At 66.0% G+C, this 13,589-nt stretch carries 5 protein-coding genes and 2 riboswitches; all 5 genes read right to left on the bottom strand.

Annotated elements, in window-relative coordinates; translation table 11 throughout:
* Nucleotides 1-38: 38 nt before the first annotated feature.
* The 5 genes from V9F06_13625 to V9F06_13605 all read right to left on the bottom strand — a co-directional run bounded on the left by V9F06_13625 (nucleotide 39) and on the right by V9F06_13605 (nucleotide 13,579).
* Nucleotides 39-1,271: a hypothetical protein gene (locus V9F06_13625; GenBank protein MEI2618647.1), complete on the bottom strand. Its 1,233-nt coding sequence runs from the start codon at nucleotides 1,269-1,271 to the stop codon at nucleotides 39-41.
* Entirely contained in the window at nucleotides 1,249-9,777 is an 8,529-nt protein-coding gene (locus V9F06_13620) for a hypothetical protein (protein MEI2618646.1), read from the bottom strand. The genes V9F06_13625 and V9F06_13620 overlap by 23 nt, the downstream gene beginning before the upstream one ends.
* A complete protein-coding gene (locus V9F06_13615) occupies nucleotides 9,767-9,925 on the bottom strand; it encodes a hypothetical protein (protein MEI2618645.1) in 159 nt (52 codons plus the stop codon). Before V9F06_13615 ends, V9F06_13620 begins: the two co-directional genes overlap by 11 nt.
* A gap of 167 nt (nucleotides 9,926-10,092) precedes the next feature.
* Nucleotides 10,093-10,177: riboswitch (cyclic di-GMP riboswitch) on the bottom strand.
* 81 nt (nucleotides 10,178-10,258) lie between these two features.
* Nucleotides 10,259-10,343, bottom strand: a riboswitch (cyclic di-GMP riboswitch).
* A 717-nt stretch (nucleotides 10,344-11,060) separates the two neighbouring features.
* Nucleotides 11,061-12,326 carry an ATP-binding protein gene (locus tag V9F06_13610; protein MEI2618644.1) on the bottom strand — a complete coding sequence of 422 codons (1,266 nt, stop codon included), beginning with the start codon at nucleotides 12,324-12,326 and terminating at the stop codon, nucleotides 11,061-11,063.
* Between the two features lie 590 nt (nucleotides 12,327-12,916).
* Entirely contained in the window at nucleotides 12,917-13,579 is a 663-nt protein-coding gene (locus V9F06_13605) for a response regulator transcription factor (GenBank protein ID MEI2618643.1), read from the bottom strand.
* Nucleotides 13,580-13,589: the final 10 nt, after the last annotated feature.

The following is a 13,589-nucleotide window of genomic DNA, read 5'->3' as shown; positions in this document are numbered from 1 at the left end:
GGGGTGAGGTCTCCCACCCCCCGGTTCGGCCTACGGCGCTACCGGCAGCGCCCCGGACCGATGGCTCCCGTGTTGAAGCGGGAGAGTGTGTTGGTCCAGCTTGCGAGCTGTGCCTTCTGCGTGCTGTTCATCGCAGCGACCTGGGCCGGCGTGTAGGTGTCGAAGATTGCCTTCGCCCCGTACATCGCATCGACCACTTCCTGTGGCGCCGACGCGCCGTGCAGCAGGTTCAGGTCGGCCACAACATACTGCTGAGCCAGGTTGTAGTAGGCCGCATCGTTGCCACGCGGCACCAGCATCAGAACCATTCGGAAGCTATATGGGCTCTTGAAGAACGTGGTGTCCGCGCCCCGTGGCCCAACCAGATCCCAGGTCGCGTCGTAGCCACGCCGGCCGCCCTTGTCGGCCATGTTCACCCAGTAGCTCGAGTTCTGCGTGCAGTCGCAGACTGCCTGGCGGATCACCTTCACCGTCACCGACCACTTGGCGTCCCCGGTCTTGCCGGTGTCAGTCGTCGTGTAGGTCGCGGTGTTGTCGATCACCTTGTTGGTGTTGGACGGGAACGGCCCGACGGTGATCGGATACTTCCACGTCTTGGTGTTGCCGGCGCTCGACGCCCCGGCGGCGCTGACTGTGCCCAGCGGGCCGGCCAGCGTGTCGGTCACGTTGATCGTCTCGTCGGTGATCGTCGACGGGTCACCGATGGCAACCGTCGTCGATGCGCCGAACGCCACCCCGCCGACTGTCACCGTCGCCGCTGCCGTTGCCGATCCTCCGGCCGGCGGGAAGCTGCTGCCCAGCGCCGCGGTGTAGTTGCACGTCGCCGTGCCATCAGCCGGGATCGTCACCTGCCCACCGGAGATCGTGCAGCTGGCGGTCGGGCTGAACGTCGCTGCAACGCCGTTGACATTCCCCGCGATCGTCGCCGTCATCGGCTTGGTCGGGTTCGGGTTCTTGATCGTCAGCGTGCCATTGACCGTCAGGTCGCTGTCGTTCGGCGTCGCCGTGACATTGACCGTGTAGTTGATCGTGCCTGGCTGCCAGAACGGCAGGGTCATCGTCGTCTGGTCCGCGGTCTTGGTGATGTTCCAGTTCCAGGCCCGTGTGTAGTCCGCCGTGCCCTGGCCGCTGACGACCGGCGCGTAGCAGTCCACCGTCACCGAGGTGTTGGCACTCGTGCCCGTCTGATCGATGGTCGCCGTGTTCTGCAACGTGGCCGAGTAGTGGCCATCCTTGTAGGAGGCCGGGTCATTCGAAGCAGACAGCCGCATCCTTGTACTTCCAGGTTGTGCTGTCGGAGACCGGGCCCCACGTCTCGCCGTTGCTGTCGGTGACGTTCACCGACTTGTCCCCGTTCTCCGTGATCGTCGCCTTGCCGAAGTCGGCTGCCGCTGTGCCGCTGGCCGAGCCAGTCGGCGTGTGGGCCAGTTCCTTGTCCCACGTCGCCGTCGCGGTGTTCATGCCGCTCGATGGGTTCGGCGCGCTGGCGTAGGTGCAGGTGTAGGCCAGCGTCTTCGTGCCGGGGCCGGCCGACGTCGCCGCCGGAACGGTCACGTTCGTGCCGCCCGGGACGGAGCAGACGCCGCCGTTGTTCACAGCATCCGTCACGGTGACGGTAACTGCCTGGAACTGGTTCGGGTTGCTGACAGTGATCTGACCCGAGACGACCCAGGCACTGTCGACAGTGTTCTTCTTAACGCCGACGGTGTAGTTCAGGTCAGTCGAATCGCCGGCGAACTGGCCCACCGAGGTCGGATCGACGCTCTTGTCGATCGTCCAGCTGTAGGTGCGGACGAACGCCGTGTTGGCCGTCTTGGAGACCGTCAGGTCGGCCGCGCCGCAGACAGTCACCGTCTTGCCGGCGCTGTCCACCGTCGTCTCGCCAACCTTCAGCGTCGCCGTGTTCGTGTAGTCCGTGCAGACCCCACTCACACCCGCCAGGTCCAGCGAGTAGGTGAACGTGTCGCTCGCCCATGGCTCGCCGTTGGTCCCCGTCAGCGTACCGAGCTTGACTGGCGTCGTCAGGCTCACCTTGTTGTCGTAGACATCAACCGTCTTGTTCTTCGAACCGACCTGCGTCAGCGTGAACTTCGCAGTGCCGTTCGCCGAACCAGTCGCTGTGCCGTAGGTCTGCTGGTTCCACGTCGCCGTCGCGGTGTTCGTGCCGCTGTACGACGCCGGGGCGCTGGCGTAGGTGCAGCTGTAGTCGATGACGACCGAGCCGCTCTTCGGGATCTCGATGTTCTGGCCGTTGGTCGGCGTCCCACCGATCGACATCGTGCAGGCGCCGCCGTTGTCGACAGCATCCGTCACGTTGGCGACGATCGCCTGCCAGTCGTTCGGGTTGCTGACCGTGATCTTGCCAGTGACCTTCCAGTTGCTGTCCTTGATGCCGGTCTGCGTCGCCGTCACGCTGTAGTCGAACGTGGCGTTCGTGCCGGCCGGAACGTTCTGGCTGTCCTTGTTGGACGTCTTGCTGATATCCCAGAGGTACTCGCGGTCGAACGAGCCGCTGGCGCTCTTGGAGACTGTCAGGTCGGCCGCGCCGCAGACAGTCACCGTCTTGCCGGCGCTGCCCAGCGCGTCATCACCCGACTTCAGCGTCGCTGTGTTCGTGTAGTCCGTGCAGACCCCGCTCACACCCGCCAGGCCCAGCGAGTAGGTGAACGTCTCGCTCGCCCACGGCTCGCCGTTGGTCCCCGTCAGCGTACCGAGCTTGACTGGCGTCGTCAGGCTCACCTTGTTGTCGTAGACATCAACCGTCTTGTTCTTCGAACCAGACTGGCTCATCCCGAACGTCGCGTCCCCACTGGCCGTCCCAGTCGGCGTCGAGTACTTCGCCTTGTCCCAGGTCGCCGTCGCCGTGTTCTTGCCCTCGTACGACGGGGATCCCGTGCCGGTCCACGCGCAGGTGTAGTCGAGCATGACCGTCTGGCCGGCGCCAACTGCCACGTTCGTCCCACCAGTCACCGTGCAGCTCCAGCCCGCGCCGATCGAATCGGTCACGCTGGCCACCGTCACGGACTGCCAGTTCGGGTTGTGAACGCTGATCGTGCCGCTGACCTTCCAGTTGCTGTCCTTGATGCCGGTCTGCGTCGCCGTCACGCTGTAGTTGAACGTCGCGTTCGTGCCGGCCGGAACGTTCTGGCTGTCCTTGTTGGACGTCTTGCTGATGCTCCAGAGGTACTCGCGGTCGAACGAGCCGCTCGCGCTCTTGGTGACCGTCAGGTCCGCGCCGACGCAGATCTGGACGCTCGCGCTGTCAGTCTGCTCGGTCTCGGTGATCGTCGCCGTGTTGTCGTAGGTCGTGCAGGCGCCAGCGACGCCCGCGCGATCGACCGAGTACTTCCAGTCCCCGGTGGCCGAGAACGTCTTCGTCGTCGGGCTGGCTAGCGGGTCACTTACCGTGATCGTGTCCAGGCCGGTCGTCGTCGTCGCGGCCTTGGCGAAGTCGTAGGCCGCCGTGCCGGACGCCGTGCCGGTCGGGGTGTGGGCGGTGTCCTTGTTCCAGGTCGCCGTCGCGGTGTTCGTGCCCTTGCCGGGGTTGCTGGTGAACGTGCACTCGTAGGTCACGCTCGCCGTGCCCGACGCCGGAACGTTCACACTGCCGCCGCCCGGGCTCGTGATCGAGCAGACGCCGCTGTGGTCGATCGCGTCACCGATGGTGGCAGCGATCGCCCAGCCGTTCGGGTTGGTCACGGTGATCGTGCCAGTCACCACCCAGGCGCTCTGGACGACGGTCTTCGTCACATCGACCGTGTAGTTCGAGGTAACCGTGCCGCCCGCGGCGATCGTGACACTCGACGCTTCGACGTTCTTGGTGATGCCCCAGGTGACTGTCCGGTGGTAGGCCGGATTCGCCGTCTTGGAGACCGTCAGGTCGACGCCGGTGCAGACCTGGACGCTCTTGTTCGCCGAGCCGGTGACCTTGGAGTTGTCCTTGGCCGTGTAGGTCGCCGTGTTGTCGAAGGTCGAGCAGCCGGCCGCCTCTGGCGTGAACTTCTTCTCGTACTTGAATTCCTTCGGGCTGGCGTCGGTGTACTTGACCGTGCCCAGCGAGCCGGTGACCTGCGTGTCGGTCACATTAACTTCGTCGTTGACGCGGGTCACGCCCGGGTTGGTCCAGTTGAACGGCAGGTCGACGCTGGCCGAGGTCGTCCCCGCGCCGAGCGACGTCCAGGTCACCGTTGCCTGGTTGGTCTGCGCGCTAGCTGCCGGCGCCGTTCCCTTGTAGTCGCACTCGTAATTGAATGTCGCGCTGCCGCCGGCCGCGATCGTCGTGCTGCCGCCGGTGACGGTGCAGGTCGCGTTCGGCTCACTGAGGATCTTGTCGCTGACACTGACGCCCGTCACCACCTGATCGTTCGGGTTGGTAACGGTGATCGTGCCGCTGACCTTCCAGAGGCTGTCCGTGCCGGTGTCGTGGGTGACGCTCACTGTGTAGTTGAACGTCGCCGTGCCGCCCAGCGGGATCGTCTGGCTGCTCACGTCGGACGACTTCTGGATGCCCCACGCGTAGGTGCGAGTCAGCGCCGGGTTGGCCGTCTTGGTGATGCCGAGCGACGCGATGCCGCAGACAGTCACCTTCTTGCTCGCCGTGCCCAGCGCGTCATCACCCGACTTCAGCGTCGCCGTGTTCGTGTAGTCCGTGCAGACTCCACTCACACCCGCCAGGCCCAGCGAGTAGGTGAACGTCTGGCTCGCCCACGGCTCCGAGTCCTTGCCGGTGACGCTTCCCAGTTTCACAGCCGGGTTCAGGTTCACCTTGTTGTCGAAGACATCAACCGTCTTGTTCTTCGAACCAGACTGGCTCATCCCGAACGTCGCGTCCCCGCTGGCCGTCCCAGTCGGCGTCGAGTACTTCGCCTTGTCCCAGGTCGCCGTCGCCGTGTTCTTGCCTTCGTACGACGGGGATCCCGTGCCGGTCCACGCGCAGGTGTAGTCGAGCATGACCGTCTGGCCTGCGCCAACTGCCACGTTCGTCCCACCAGTCACCGTGCAGCTCCAGCCCGCGCCGATCGAATCGGTCACGCTGGCCACCGTCACGGTCTGCCAGTTCGGGTTGTGAACGCTGATCTTGCCGGTGACCTTCCAGTTGCTGTCCTTGATCCCGGTCTGCGTCGCCGTCACGCTGTAGTCGAACGTGGCGTTCGTGCCGGCCGGAACGTTCTGGCTGTCCTTGTTGGACGTCTTGCTGATGCTCCAGAGGTACTCGCGGTCGAACGAGCCGCTGGCGCTCTTGGTGACCGTCAGGTCCGCGCCGACGCAGTGCGTCACGGTCTCCGTGGCGGACTGCTTGGTCTCGGTGATCGTCGCCGTGTTGTCATGCGTCGTGCAGCCGGCCGGGTCGCCGCTGAACGTGTGCTTGTAGGTGAACGTCTTCGTCGCATACGGCGAGCTGTCGTTGCCCGTGACCGTGCCGAGCGTTGTCGGGTTGGCCAGCGGGTCCGTCACGGTGACGGTCTTGTTCGTCGCGCCGCTGCCGCCGAAGGTGATGCTTGCCGTCGCAGTGACGGAGTTGCTCGTCGTGTGGGCGGCGTCCTTGTCCCAGCTGATGGTGGCCGTGTTGACGAGGCCGGTCGTCGTCGGGCTGCCCGTGCCAGTCCACGCGCAGGTGTAGTCGAGCACCTTCGTGCCGGGATGCGTGGAATCCGTCGCCTTCGGGACGACGATGCCCGTGCCGCCGCCAGTGATCGTGCAGGACCAGCCGGCCCCGATCGCGTCGCTGACGTTGACCGTCACGGTCTGCCAGGTGTTCGGGTTGTTGATCGTGATCTGGCCCTTGACGCTGTAGCCCGCATCGGTGACGCCGGTCTGGGTCACGGTGACCTTGTACTCGAACTCAGCCGAGCCGGTCGCGTTCTCGATGCGGTCGTTCGTCGCCGTCTTCTCGATCTTCCAGAGGTACGTGCGGTCGTAGGAGCCACTGGCCGTCTTGCTGGCGGTCAGGTTCGCGCCGACGCAGACCGAGACGTCCTTGCTGGCCGAGCCGGTGACCGTCGAGCTATCGGTGGCCGTGTAGGTCGCCGTGTTGTTGTAGTCGGTGCAAGCGCCAGTGACGCCCGCGTGCGACAGGTCGTACTTGTACACGGTCGGGTTCTCGCCGACGCCAGCCGTGGCCGAGCCGAGATCGCCGTGCAGCGAGTCGCTGACGGTGACCGACTTGTCGACTTCCGTCACCGTCGAATCACTCCAGGCCACGATCTTGTCGTATGTCGCCGACTTGCCGGTGGCCCAGGTGACAGTCGCGCGGTTGGTCTGGCTCGTCGCGGCCGGCGCGCCGGACCAGGTGCAGGTGTAGGTGTAGTGCTCGGTTGCGCCCGCCGCGATCGTCGTCGCGCCCGCGGCGACGGTGCAGCTGTCCTTGGTGTCGCCGAGGATGTCGTCGGTCACGACGACGTTCGTCATGGCGGCGTACTGGTTGTTGTTGGTGACGTCGATCGTGCCGGTCACCTTCCAGGCGCTGTTCGTGCCGCCGTCGTTCGTCACCTTGACGGTGTAATCGAACGAGGCGTCGCCGCCCGGAGCGATGTTGGCGCTGGTCTTGTCGACGTCCTTGGTGATCGACCAGCCGTAGGTCTTCGTGTAGGACGGGCTGGCCGACTTCGTGACCGTCGCGCCGGCGTCGACGCAGACGGTGACCGTCTTGCCGGCCTGCCAGTCGGTGCTGTCGAGCCACGCGCTGTTCTTGTAGTCGGTGCACGTGCCGTTGACGCCCTGGAAGGTCAGCGGGTACTCATACAGGCCTTTGGCCCACGTCGGGCCGTCGGTCGCGTTCAGCGTGCCGAGCGTCACTGAGCCCTGGTTGACCTTGTTGTCCTTGACCGTGACCGTTGCGTTGGTCTTCTTGTCGGGGTTGAAGGTCACGCCCACCTGGCCGGTCGCCGAGGTGCTCGGCAGATTGAAGATGGCGTTCCACGACGCGGTCGCGGTGTTCTTCTTGCCGGTGTAGTCCGGCGGCGTGCTCAGCGCGCAGGTGTAGTCGAGCACCACCTGGCCGTTGGCCGGGACGGTGACGCCCGTGCCACCAGTCACCGTGCAGGTCGTGCCCTCGAAGCTGTCGGTTACGGTGACGCCGGTAATCGCGATTCCGTTCAGGTTCTTAACCGTGATCTTGCCGGCGATCTTCCAGTTGCTATCGGTGAAGCCGGTCTGGTCGACCTGAACGTTGTAGTTGAACGTTGCCGGCCCGCCCGGGCTGATCGTCACGGTCGAGCTGGACTCGTCGATCGACTTGGCGATCTTCCACTGATAGGCGCGGTCGAACGTGCCGGTGGCGGTCTTCTCGACGGTGAGGTTCTTCAGCTGGGTGTTGGTGAAGGTGCAGGTAACCGTCTGGCCGCCGCCCAGGTTGATGTTGCCCGGCGTGTTACCAGTGCCATCGCAGGTCGCGCCGGTGTTGCTCCAGCCGTCCTTCCCGAGCTCGCTGACCGAGTAGACGCCGGCCGTCAGTGGGCCGCTGTCGTTGGACTGACCGTTCGTCAGCGTGAAGTTCGAGCCCCAGCTCGGCTGGAACGTGAACGACTCACCACTGGCCGGGTTGGTGACCTTCTTGACGATGATCTTCCCCTGCTGCGAGTTGGTGAACGTGCAGGTCACCGTCTTGCCACTGGTCAGCGCGATGCTGCTCGGCTGGCTGCCGTCGTCGCAGGTCGCGCTGGTCATCGTCCAGCCGGCCGGGAGAGGGGTGTTCTCGGACACGTTGTACGTGCCCGCCTTGATCCAGCCACTGTCCTTGCTCTGGCCGTCCTTCAGGTTGAAGTTGCCGGCGAAGTTGGAGGTGAAGCTGAAGCTCTGCGTGCTGCCGCTCGGCTGGGTCACCTTCTTGACGATGATCTTGCCTGCCGTGACGTTGATCGTGATCGTCTCGTAGATGATGTTGCCGTTTTTGTCCTTCAGCGGATTGCCGTCGACCGTCGCGTAGACCCGGCAGGTGTAGGTGCCCGGCGCGGTGTCGTTGGCGACGGCAACGGTCTCGGTGAAGCTGGCCGACTCGCCCGGCTGGACGTTCTTCGATGCCGGGCTGAAGGTGATGCTCAACGGCGGCGCCTGGCAGTTGGCGGTGTCAACCACCAGCTTGACCGCGACCGGCAGGTTGGTCAGAGCGTCGATGATCGCGTCGGCGACGACATCGTAGTTAGCCGTCCCGAGGTACTCGCCGCCAGTCGCGTCGGAGATCCGCGTCGCCTGGCCCGGATTCGGATTGTTGCTGATTCCATCAGAATCGAGGCCGTTCGCATTCGCCGGGTTGGTCACGTTGAGCGACATGACCTTGATGCCGGCCGCCTGGAGGGCAGCGATGTCCTGCGCCTCGGTGTGCTGGCCGCCCCAGTAGGTGAGCTGCCCAGGCTGGCCCTGGGTTGGAATGCCGTTGCCGTTACCACAATTGCCGACGGCAACCGGTCCCTTTGTGCGCGGCGAGGGATCCCAGCCGGAAGAGTCGCCGATCAGGACGACGACGCGGGTGACGTCCGAATCGGTCCGGAACTTCACGTCGAGATTGGCGACGTTGGAGCCGTTCCGCGAGGCGACCTGCCAGAGCGCGTTGATCCAGCCCTCGGGGGTATCACACCCATTCTGGCGCGCCGCCAGCAGGTTGATGCCGCTCTGGGCAGTGGTGATGTTCGACGTCATCGACTGGAGGACGGCGAAGAAGTAGTTGTTCGGTGGGCTCTGGGTGTCGTAGTCGTCGCGGTAGCCAGCGACGGCGAACTGCGAGTCCGGCACCTGGGCGCGGACCGTGTTCATGATGTTGGCGGCGTTCGTCTTCACGTTGTCGATCGACGGCTGCATGCTGCCGGTCGTGTCGACGAGGAAGAGAACGTCGAGCTTGGCCGGCGGGCCGCTCGGCGTCGTCACGAGCTTGGTGACGTCGACCGAGCCACCCGGCGGCAGCTCCTGGGTCACCGTCAGCGGGCTCAGGCTTGGCTCCGCTGGCGGGCCATCCTGCTTATTGGTGAACGTACAGTTGATGTTCTGGAACGTTGTCGTGCCGCTCGGCGGAACGATCGTCACCTTGCGGTTGGCCTTGTCAGGGGTGACGGTCCAGCCAGTCGGCTGGGTGCCGCAGGCGATGTTGCTCAGCGTCCAGCCAGCGGTCGGAGATTCGGTGACGACGTGGGTTCGTGCAGACTGATTGCTGCCCGAGTTGTCGACCACGAACGACTGAGACTCAGCGTTCTTCAGGCTGAACGGGCTGCCGCTGACCGCGACGCCGTTCTTCGCTGCGTTGAAGCTGAAGCCCTGGTTGGTCGCGTCCGGCGACGGATCGGTGACCTTGTTGATCGTCACCTTGCCGGCATAGGTCGTCGTGTTAGTGAACGTACAGGTGATGTCCTTCTTCGTGGGACTGTTACTTTTTGGCGGGGTGATCGTCGCCGTCCGGTTGCTCACGCTCGTGCTGACGGCCCAGTTGTTACCCGGCGAGCTCGGCGAGCACACGATACTGCTCACCGACCAGCCGGTGGCGGACGTCTCGGTGACGACATACTCTCGATCCGATGTACTGTTGTTAGAGGCGTTCATGTCGATGGACTTTGAGTCCCCGTTCTTCAGGTTGAAGTTGGGGATCGTTTCGCCAGATCTCGACACTGAAAAAGTGAAGCTCTGGTCGAACGGATCCGGGTTCGGATTCGTGACCTTCTTGATCGTCAGCGTGCCCGCGGTGCCCGCCGCCTGCGCGACCTGCGGCGCTGTCACCAGCGGGCCGAGGAGCGAGACGAGCAGCGTCACAGCGGTGACGAGCCGGATCAGGAATGCGTTGCGACTACGACTCATGATGGTTCCCTCCCCGGCCCCCGCCGGCTGCCCAGACGACGATCGAACCCGATGTTGTTGCTGGCCCGGACGCGACGAACGCCCGGAGGCTCTGCCCCCAGGCGATAACGATTCCGGCCGGTGGACCTCCTGGCCCCGCGCGTTCCATGGCGCCACTCCCTGACCCTGGCGTGGCCGGCCCCCAGGCCGGTGTTCCCCGCCGCGTAAATCCGGAGACAGACCCCTCGTCTGCCTCACGCCCCGCATCCAGCCGGGCCATCCCCGACCGATGCGAGATCCCCGGCCCCCGGGGGAAAACAAACGACCGGCCATGGAATCGTCATGGCCGGTCGCACCACTCGCTCTTCGCCACCCAAGGTGCCCGGTTCAGGGTCGGCGTGTCATCGCGTCCATATTCGATTGTCCCCGCCGCCCACCGGGGCGGCCGACCGATCAACGTAGCCGATTACTCGGCGCTAGAAACAGAAACGACCGGCCATGGATCGTCATGGCCGGTCGCACCACTCGCTCTTCGCCACCCAAGGTGCCCGGTTCAGGGTCGGCGTGTCATCGCGTCCATATTCGATTGTTTCTGCCCGTCAACCTGGCGTTAGCGCCATGCCGAACGTGCTTTCTGGTCTAGTCTGCGTGCATCGTAGCACGCGGCAACAGAGAACGCAATACGTGATTTCTCGGGATCGTTAGCCGATCCGGTCGGAACGCCCTTCACGCCTATCTCTGTCGATTCGATTGCTCCTCGCCAGACACGTCAGAGACTGCCCCGCGTCGCAATCGAACTCCAGGCCGGCCGAAACCATAGCAGGATCGTTCCCGCTACGCCAAATCGGCGGGTGGCTGGCCGATCGACGCCAGTTGCTGGCGCGACAATCGAGGTGGAGCAACCCCTTCCCCTGTTCCTCCCCCGGGGACGACGGGAGATGGGAAGAGCAAAGCGGTTGCGTTGGAGCGCAATTGTGTCCGGCTCAGCGAATCCACGATCCGCGCGGGGAGGGCCGGGGACATGGGCCGGAGGATCATCGGTGGACAGGCCCGGGCCTGTCCCTACGCAGATATCGGCGTCCTCGTCCCTCGTCCCTCGTCCCGAGTGGGCGTGCGCCTGCGGGCGCCGGACAGGCCCAGGCCTGTCCCTACGCAGGTATCGGCGTCCTCGTCCCCCGTCCCTCGTCCCGAATGGGCGTGCGCCTGCGGGCGCCGGACAGGCCCAGGCCTGTCCCTACGCAGATATCGGCGTCCCCCATCCCCCGTCCCCCGTCCCTCATCCCTCATCCCTCATCCCTCATCCCTCATCCCTCATCCCTCATCCCGACGGTAACGCTCGTTCCCTGGCCGGGGGTGCTGGTGATGGAGATGTGGCCGCCGTGGGCTTCGGCGATGGCGCGGGCGATCGAGAGGCCGAGGCCGACGCCGCCGGAGGCGCGGGTGCGCGACGGGTCGGCGCGGTAGAAGCGGTCGAAGACACGCGGCAGGTGCTCGGGGGCGATGCCAGCGCCGGTGTCGCGGATGGTGAATGTCGCGCCACGGCCGGACGGGCCGGCGCGCAGCTCGACGTCGCCGCCGGACGGGGTGTGGGACAGCGCGTTATCGAGGAGGATGCGAGCGAGCTGGAGGATGCGCTCGCGGTCGATCGGCAGCGGCGGGGCCGGCTCGTGGACGACGCGCAGCGCGACGCCCCGTGTATCGAAGAGGGGTCGCATGCTCTCGGCAGCCTCGGCGGCGACCGCGCCCAGGTCGGCCGGGGCGAGATCGAGCGCCAGCTGCCCTGCGTCCGTACGCGCCAGCAGCAGCAGATCGTCGACCAGCCGGTCGGTGCGATCGACCTCGACGAGGATGCTCTCCAGCGCCGAGGCGGATTCAGCGACCGGGCGGTCGGGATCGAGCAGCGCGAGCTCGGCGTTGGCGCGAACGAGGGTGAGCGGGGTGCGCAGCTCGTGGGAGGCGTCGGCGACGAACGCGCGTTGGCGCTGGAACGCGGCGTCGATCGGGCGCATCGCCCGGCGGGCCAGCAGCAGGCCGGCCGGGACGGCGACCAACGCGCCGAGCCCGACGCCGGCCAGCGTCATCCAGCGTAAGAGCGCCAGCTCGGCCTCGTGCTCACTAAGACTGCGCGCCGCCTGGACCGCGCCGGTCACCTCGTCGTCGTCGCGCAGCGGGTACGTCATTACCCGCATACGTACGCCGTCTACGCTCACGTCGCGGGTGTCCTTCCTGCCGGAGAGCGCGCTCTCGATGGCTGACTCGACCGGCAGGCCGGCGAGATCGACGCCACGGGGGTTGGAGACGATCTTCCCGTTGCGGTCGACGACAAAGACGAGCGTGTCACCAGAGCTGATGACCTCGCGGGCGTGCTTGTCGTCGTCGTCCTTCTTCGGAATCCCCCATCGCTCGGGGTGATCGCGGACCACCTCAATCTGGCTCTTCAGCCCGCCGTCGATCTCATCGTCGAGGCTGTGTCGCATCAGCACGAACGTCGCCGTCCCGGCCAGCGCGATCACGACGATCACGGTCAACGCATTCAGCAGCGCCAGACGCCGCCCGACACGGCTAAACATGGGACGAAGGGACGGGGGACGGCGGACGGGGACGTCGATACCTGCGTATCGGACAGGACCGGGCCTGTCTGCCGAGGGGCGCCCTCTGGGCCACGTCGGCCACCCTCGCGTCGCCCTCGGCCCCGGCCAACACTCCATTACGACCCGGACACTGTGTTCGTGCGCTATGTCCGTACAGGTTCATGGCACCTCATCCCAAATGGACGTGAATCCCTGGCGTGCGCCTGCGGGCGCCGGACAGGCCGGGTCCTGTCCCTACGCAGCCATCGGCGTCCCTCATCCCAAATGGACGTGCAACCCTGGCGTGCGCCCGCGGGCGCCGGACAGGCCCGGTCCTGTCCCTACGCAACCATCGACGTCCCTCATCCCAAGTGGACGTGCAACCCTGGCGTGCGCCTGCGGGCGCCGGACAGGCCGGGTCCTGTCCCTACGCAGCCATCGACGTCCCTCATCCCAAGTGGACGTGAATCCCTGGCGTGCGCCTGCGGGCGCCGGACAGGCCCAGGCCTGTCCCTACGCAGCCATCGACGTCCCTCAACCCCCGTCCCTCGTCCCCCGTCCCCCGTCCCTCATCCCTCATCCCTCATCCCTCATCCCCGAATCGTATAGCCGGCGCCGCGGACGGTGTGGATGAGGGAGCGGGTGTTGAGCTTCTTGCGCAGGTAGTGGATGTAGAGGTCGACGATGTTCGGCTCCGGCTCGGCGTCATAGCCCCAGACGCGCTCGAGGATCTGGTCGCGGCTGAGGACGTGGCCAGTGTTGCGCAGCAGCAGCTCGAGCAGCGCGTACTCACGCGGGCTCAGCTCGACTGGCTCGTCGCCGGAGAAGACCTGATGGGTGCGCGGGTCGAGCGCGACCTTGCCGGCGCGCAGGACGGGCGGCAGGACTGGCCGTTCGACCCGGCGGGTCAGCGCGCGGACGCGGGCCAGCAGCTCGGCGAAGCCAAACGGCTTGCCGAGATAGTCGTCGGCGCCGGCATCCAGTCCCTCGACGCGCTCGGGCATGTCGCGACGGGCGCTGAGGATCAGGACCGGCGTGCCGACTCCGGCTTCGCGGAGCTGGTGGCAGACCGCCAGCCCGTCGATGCCGGGCAGCATCCGGTCGAGGACGATCGCGTCGTAGCCGCCGCCGAGGGCCAGGTCGAGGCCGGTCAGGCCATCGTAGGCCAGGTCGACATCGTAGCGCTCGCGTTCCAGCACCTGACCGATGATCCCGGCCAGCTGCTGTTCGTCCTCGACAACCAGTATCCGCATCGTCGCTCCG

The organism is Thermomicrobiales bacterium, from assembly GCA_037045155.1.
Classification (GTDB): Bacteria; Chloroflexota; Chloroflexia; order Thermomicrobiales; family CFX8; genus JAMLIA01.
The sequence above is the reverse complement of the archived record's forward strand: the minus strand, read 5'-3'. Positions and strand labels throughout refer to the sequence as shown.

Excerpts from the sequence above, each read along its gene's own strand:
- V9F06_13625 (MEI2618647.1), bottom strand. The coding sequence starts at position 1,271 with ATGCGGCTGTCTGCTTCGAATGACCCGGCCTCCTACAAGGATGGCCAC.
- V9F06_13620 (MEI2618646.1), bottom strand. The coding sequence starts at position 9,777 with ATGAGTCGTAGTCGCAACGCATTCCTGATCCGGCTCGTCACCGCTGTG.
- V9F06_13615 (MEI2618645.1), bottom strand. The coding sequence starts at position 9,925 with ATGGAACGCGCGGGGCCAGGAGGTCCACCGGCCGGAATCGTTATCGCC.
- V9F06_13610 (MEI2618644.1), bottom strand. The coding sequence starts at position 12,326 with ATGTTTAGCCGTGTCGGGCGGCGTCTGGCGCTGCTGAATGCGTTGACC.
- V9F06_13605 (MEI2618643.1), bottom strand. The coding sequence starts at position 13,579 with ATGCGGATACTGGTTGTCGAGGACGAACAGCAGCTGGCCGGGATCATC.